Origin of the sequence: Shewanella sp. SM69 (genome assembly GCF_025653985.1) — a bacterium.
Lineage (GTDB): Bacteria > Pseudomonadota > Gammaproteobacteria > Enterobacterales > Shewanellaceae > Shewanella > Shewanella oncorhynchi.
Genome location: NZ_JAKKRV010000016.1, coordinates 119,395 through 125,850, shown reverse-complemented (window position 1 = coordinate 125,850; position 6,456 = coordinate 119,395). Strand labels below are relative to the sequence as shown.

The 6,456-nt window shown below is 46.2% G+C and carries 5 protein-coding genes and 1 rRNA gene; 3 read left to right on the top strand and 3 right to left on the bottom strand.

The features are described from left to right. The 3 genes from L5M37_RS19015 to L5M37_RS19005 form a co-directional block, all read right to left on the bottom strand. A 16S ribosomal RNA gene (locus L5M37_RS19015) occupies window positions 1–344 on the bottom strand; the annotation flags it as partial. 949 nt (window positions 345–1,293) lie between these two features. Beyond that, window positions 1,294–2,199, bottom strand: a complete 906-nt coding sequence (locus L5M37_RS19010) for a helix-turn-helix transcriptional regulator (RefSeq protein ID WP_006083558.1) — start codon at window positions 2,197–2,199, stop codon at window positions 1,294–1,296. Window positions 2,200–2,254: 55 nt separating this feature from the next. Next, the gene (locus tag L5M37_RS19005) at window positions 2,255–3,127 is read right to left on the bottom strand and encodes a formate dehydrogenase accessory sulfurtransferase FdhD (RefSeq protein WP_131525795.1); all 873 of its coding nucleotides are present in this window, start codon (window positions 3,125–3,127) and stop codon (window positions 2,255–2,257) included. Window positions 3,128–3,464: 337 nt separating this feature from the next. Here L5M37_RS19005 and L5M37_RS19000 point away from each other — a divergent pair, with 337 nt between their 5' ends. From L5M37_RS19000 to L5M37_RS18990, 3 genes are all read left to right on the top strand, one after another. Beyond that, the gene (locus tag L5M37_RS19000) at window positions 3,465–3,929 is read left to right on the top strand and encodes a DUF3305 domain-containing protein (RefSeq protein WP_263201600.1); all 465 of its coding nucleotides are present in this window, start codon (window positions 3,465–3,467) and stop codon (window positions 3,927–3,929) included. After that, a complete protein-coding gene (locus L5M37_RS18995; RefSeq protein ID WP_263201599.1) occupies window positions 3,929–4,606 on the top strand; it encodes a DUF3306 domain-containing protein in 678 nt (225 codons plus the stop codon). The genes L5M37_RS19000 and L5M37_RS18995 overlap by 1 nt, the downstream gene beginning before the upstream one ends. Before the next feature lie 188 nt (window positions 4,607–4,794). Beyond that, window positions 4,795–6,456 (top strand): 4Fe-4S binding protein, encoded by a 1,662-nt coding sequence (locus L5M37_RS18990; protein ID WP_263201602.1) that lies wholly within the window; start codon window positions 4,795–4,797, stop codon window positions 6,454–6,456.

Genomic DNA, 6,456 nt, shown 5'->3' with positions numbered 1-6,456 from the left:
TAGGAGTCTGGGCCGTGTCTCAGTCCCAGTGTGGCTGATCATCCTCTCAGAACAGCTAGGGATCGTCGCCTTGGTGAGCCATTACCTCACCAACTAGCTAATCCCACCTAGGTTCATCCAATCGCGGAAGGCCCGAAGGTCCCCTCCTTTCCCCCGTAGGGCGTATGCGGTATTAGCAGTCGTTTCCAACTGTTATCCCCCTCGACTGGGCAGATCCCTAGGCATTACTCACCCGTCCGCCGCTCGCCRCCTCAGGAGTAAACTCCCTTGYGCTGCCGCTCGACTTGCATGTGTTAGGCCTGCCGCCAGCGTTCAATCTGAGCCATGATCAAACTCTTCAATTAAAGTTTTGTTGCTTCCGTCTTGCGACTTCAGCGGCTCAATGAATTCTGATTTTTTGTTTCTMGCTAAAGAAACAAACTGTACATATTRCTATGAACACTCATTGTTACATTGATTTAAATTTTTGACTGCCAACCCGAAGGYTAAGCAGTTTCGATTAACTCAACACCTGTGAGTGTCCACACAGATTTCTTGTTTTATCTTGTTAAAGAGCAACTCAATATTCGTAAGAGAACTTGAGTACCGCACTGAGCGTCGAACGCTTCCAGTTGGCTAGGGCTGCGTATTCTACGCATTTCCCGTTTCGCGTCAAGGAGTTTTTAACAACTTCTTGCTGCGCTTGAATTAAGTGCTTAAAAGCTACTCAATCCAACCTAACTCGTCAGCTGGCTTTCGCTGTCTGCCGTGTCAGTGGATGCGCATTATAGGCAGCAGAAGATTTTGTGCAACCCCTATTTTCAGGAAATTTGCAGTTAATTCTAATTATCTAATCTAGCCACAAGATACCCACCACTTACCCCCAAAGTTATCCACAAAATAGCGCTTTATCTGTAATTTGGCCCAATTGATTGCCAGCGTACAGTATCAAGACAAAGGGATCATGAGCATGAATGCTATCAGATTTAAATGAGAATAACGGCTGCTCGAACCGGAATATCTCACCTCCACTTTTATATGGAGTCGTTTATGGGAGAATGACGGGGAACAGCAGAAGAAGATGACACTCTGAGTGTATTTGGCGATGAAGATACTTTACCTATATATAGTAGTTGCCTCCCATCAACCCACCATAGAAAGTCGAAACAACGTAATCAGCAATATAAAGAGGGTCTCTTTGATACTTATTCGTTAGTAACTGGCTACATTAGATATCAGCATGTAGTAGCAGTAATAAGTAGTTCAGAGACCATTCAACTCTATTCACCTTAATCCATTACCGAGTTGAGTGGATTAGCTCGCACTCCATAGCAGTTGTCCGCAGTCTGTCAGATCATAGCCACCAAGTAGTGCCGCCATTTGCCTCGAGTGACCGCTCGCCAACATAGTAAAAAGTTGTTGAAGCTGACGACGGAAGTAAATGCTTTGCGGCATAACGAAATCAAAAGACTCTTTAATCAGCGGCACGAAACTTAAACCACTTTCCAAAGCCACAGATTGACAACCAAAACCAATATCGGCATCACCCCTAGCGATATAACCCGCCAACTCGCGTTCACTATAGGCAGTTAGCACGACATTAAGTTGATCTAAGCGAGCACCTTGCTTTAACAACCAATGCTCTAAGTGCTGTTGGCTACCTGCGCCCCCCTGACGACTCACCCAACGCCAAGGCAAGTTCACGACTTTATCTTCTTCTTGGCATCTGTGGTGCATATCGGCACGCATGATCAACCCTTGCTGACGGGAATAACCATGCACCATGATCCATTGTTGATGGTTGTTATAACCTTTAAGTAAAGCTGGGTGGCGAATATTTCTATCCTCCATGCTACCCCAGTGTAAGGTGCACACATCGGCATAACCTTTAGCAAGCAACTCTAACCCTAAGCGTGAACCTGTTGCGCTGTAGCTTATCAACTCACGGCTACCAACTTGCGCCATCAAACGCGCCACCAGCATAGATAATAGTGGATCGTCACTACCAGTGATCAATAAACGGTCGGTCAGCATGCCACTGTGGCAAGAATCCATTACCCAACGGTCGATTAACACTTTTGGAAATAGCCATTTACCGGTGATTTTAGTGGCGGGGAGAATTCTGTCATTTGCCATGGCGTAGACTTTTTTCTCATTAAGATCTAAATACTCAGCCACTTGCTTCGCGCTCATGTAGACCAATTCACTGGCAGACGTCATCTTGTTTCCTTGTCTTATTCTTCGTTACTGCATGTATGTCTTAGCTGACTTGGGGCTAAGGAGCCGTATTGGCATCAAACTGCAGATTTTCACTACCGTGATACACCAAAAAGTGACGGCCTTTCGCGCGGGCAATAATAGTAATACCCAACTGCTGCGCTAGTGCTAAGCCCATTTGAGTCACGCCACTGCGCGATAACAAAATAGGGATCCCCATTTTAGCGACTTTAATCACCATTTCCGAAGTTAAGCGGCCAGTGGTATAAAATATCTTATTATCGCCGCGATCCTGTGTCAGCCACATATCCCCAGCCAAAGTATCTACGGCATTATGACGGCCAACATCCTCGACGAAAGCCATAATTTTATCGTCTTCGCACAAGCCACAACCGTGTACAGCACCCGCATTTTTATAGGTTTCGTTATATTCGTTGATATTTTTCAGTAAGCTATAAAGGGTGCTTTGCTTAAGACTTGGCGTTGGTAAATTAATGCCGTCTAAATCTTGCATAAAACTGCCATAAACCGTGCCTTGACCACAACCTGATGTCACCGTTTTTTCAGAGAGTTTCTCATCAAGATCAGCGGTTTGTTCACGGGTAACCACGGCTGCAGAACTCACATCCCAATCGACGATAACAGAGTCCAGTAAGCTCACATCCGAAATAAAGCCTTGGTTCTTAAGATAACCTAACGCCAGTGACTCAGGTTTCGCACCTAGGGTCATAAGTGTCACTATTGGTCGCCAGTTCAAATACACGGTAAGCGGACGTTCGCAAGCGACAAATTTATCCAACACTTCCCCAGCTTCATTCACTGCTTTTACAGCAATGGTTAGCGGTACTTCCACTTGAGTTCTCACAAAAGAACACTGATGCTGAGTTTTTTGAGAAGGATTGGCTACCGCTATTTCGCTATCTGTGCTCATGTTGTTATCAGGAATAGTGATATTTTCAGAGATCATAATGTTACCGCTTAACGAGTCATGGCCAGAGCATAGCAATATTTATACCTAGACATAAAAATTGGGGTTAAATGCGTGATCTGCCGCAATGCTGATTTTTCATTAGCCCTTTTATGTCCCAAACAAAATCCTGTACTGGACAAAATGTCCAATTTATAGGGTGTTTTTGATGATCTAGCTCAAACTAATCCACTATGTTTACTGGCACTAATATTGCAGTGACCTTTTATCGCAATTTGTTGGTAAAACCGAACCGTTCACTCTACGGTTTGTCCATCAACACGGCTGAGACGGAGAGACAATGCAACATACAACTAGTGTTTGGCCTATGTACGTTTCACTCAAGAAAATAGAGAAGCAAGTTGGCCGCTGGACCTCAGTACAATGGGAAATTGATCACCTACTTCCCGCCACCCATCAAGCCCCAGACGATGCAACCTTAGTGCTACTCGAACTGCACAAAGACGAACGCGCCAGCTATCGCCTCAATCTCGATTTAGATAACGCCATGCTGTATTTAGTATGTGATGAAACGGCCGATGGCACTTGGATACCGGCGGCATTATCGGCGGATCAGAATGTCGCGGCGGGTTGTCTTGAGGGCAATACCCCAGTCCTCAACTTATTGATGCCAAAAGCTATCGCTTGTTGGATTGAAGCCTTTATCACCCAATATGGTGAAGTCGAAATTGCCGCTCATCGCCGTAAACATGTCGATGGCCGTAATAATCAAGGCCCGAGTCACGATCCATTGCGGAGGGACTAATGGCTGAATCCATACAAAAAACAGGCGGGCTACTGAGTCGCTGGAACCAACGGCGCGAACAAGTTGCAGCAGAGGAAGCGCGAGCTGACGGGGAAACCACACCTCTGGAGACCATCGTAGCCGAGCCCACTATGGCAGTTGAGCAGCTTCAACCCACAGAGTCAGCCTTTGAACCTAATACTGCAGAGCATGACGATCCTAATCGCATCCTCACTGCAGCGGATTTACCCAATCCCGACGAAATTGAAATAGGCGGCAGCTTTGCAAGTTTTATGGGCGCCAATGTTGACCCTGCGGCTAAATCTGCAGCGCTACGTGCACTGTGGAAACAACCGCATTTCAACGAGATAGATGGGCTTTTGGAATATGCACTCGATTACAGTAATCAACCGAAACTCAGTGCAGAAGTCTCAGCTGAATTGATGCAAAAAGTCTTCCGTTACATAGCCGAAGACAGCGAGACCTCGGATGAAGAATCAGCTGTTTTAGCCAAACAAACTGAAGAAAGCAATCCATCCACGAGTCTTGATGTAAGCGAAACAACAACTCATGAGACTAATGAAGTCGAAATCGAATGGGCAGCTGAGCCGATAACGGACAATTTGGATGGGGAGACTGATGACCTACCCCAAAATGCACCAGAGCCCTTAGCTCAGGTACATACCCGAGTTGTTTAACGTCAGTTTAGCTAATTTTAATGTCCGTAACTTTGGTATGTGAATTGCTGTACTAAGATATAAAAAGCTTAGATAAAAGCAGAAAAGGCAATGACTTACTTATTACCAGCCGCCTAAATCTGCCCAGATACAGTAAAACAAGAAACAGCCAAAGTACTGTTCAGGAACGCAATGTGAGCACTTATTTGATGACCAATCAAACCCAAGAAGCGTTAAAACAAGCGCGACAACAGGTATTAACGCAAACTCAGATGTTGCAGAATCTGATCCCGCCAACTGTCAGCTATACCACCGAAGGCAATGTTCTTATTATTGGCCCAGAAGATCTGGCTCGCCTTGCCGCGGACAAATTGTCCACTATGGCCCATAGGGTGATTTTAGCCAACGAAGCCATTACCAGCCAAGATGAAGCACACCTAGAACGTGTCATGGCAGCGGCAACTGATGTCGAAAGCTATTACAACAAACTCATTGGTGTAAAAGGCTTTTTAGGCCAATTTCAAGTCAGTGTTGAACATCAAGATGGTGCTGCCGAACTCAGTTTAGTGTCAATCCGTAAACCCCATTTCGATATCGTGCTCGATTTGAGCAGCGCAGCTTGTTTGAACTTAGAAATGCTGCCACCCGGCTATTTTTACGTAGGCCAAGACGCTGAAAAACTCGAAGATGCCCTTGCGCAAATTCCCGATCTCATAGGCCAATTTGATAAGCCGCGCTACGTCAAAATTAACCCAGATATCTGTGCCCACGACCGCAATGGCATCAATGGTTGTAATCGTTGCCTCAACTTCTGCCCAGCAGATGCGATCAGCAGTGTCGCAAAGAAAATTGAAATCGATCCATATCTTTGCCACGGCGCAGGCAGTTGTACCAGCGCTTGCCCGACGGGTGCTATCAGTTACGATTTACCTACGCCACAAGCTTTGCATTCATACCTGAACAAAGTCGTTAGCCGTTTCCGCGAACAAGCCCAAACCGCACCGGTGATTTTGTTCCACGATAATGCCGTCGGCGCCAACTTTATTAGCGACGATTTAGCAGGCGACATCATCCCCGTTGCCCTCGAAGAAATTACCGTTGCTAGCGTAGATCATTGGTTGTCAGTACTCGCTTGGGGCGCGCGCCAAGTGCTGATCCTCAACACAGACGCAACAGCGCCAACCCTAACGCAAATGCTTAAAGGCGAACTGTCGTTAGCCAATAGCATTTTAGATGAAATGGGCCAGCCACAACGCATTAGCCTCATCGACCCGAGCATGCTTGCCGATTTACATTCGATGCTCGATATCAGCTTAGATTGGCCCGTGATCGTGCCCGCCGCATTTGTGTCGACCACTAAACGCAACACGCTATTTGAAGCGATAGATCACCTCAATAGCCAAGCGGGTGAAATTGATACTTGCCTTAGCCTCAACAATATTCCCTTTGGCAAAGTCAGTGTAAATGTAGAAAAGTGCACTATGTGTATGTCCTGCGTGGCAATTTGCCCAACCGTGGCATTACAAGATGGTGGCGACAAACCTGCACTACACTTTATTGAGCAAAACTGCGTGCAATGCGGTTTATGTGAGGCAGCGTGTCCTGAAAAAGTGATAAGCCTTACCCCGCAAATTAACTTTAATAAAGCTGCCCGTCAGCAACAACAGACCCTGAAAGAAGAAGCCCCCTTCGAATGTATTCGCTGCGGCTCTCCTTTTGCGACCCAATCTATGGTGCATCGGATGCTGGATATGGTCGGCGCGCACAGCGCATTTTCTGCCAATATTGAACGCTTGAAAATGTGTGGCGACTGCCGGGTAAAAGACATGTTTGAAGACATTCTTCAAGATCCTGAAAAGCAACTGCGATAA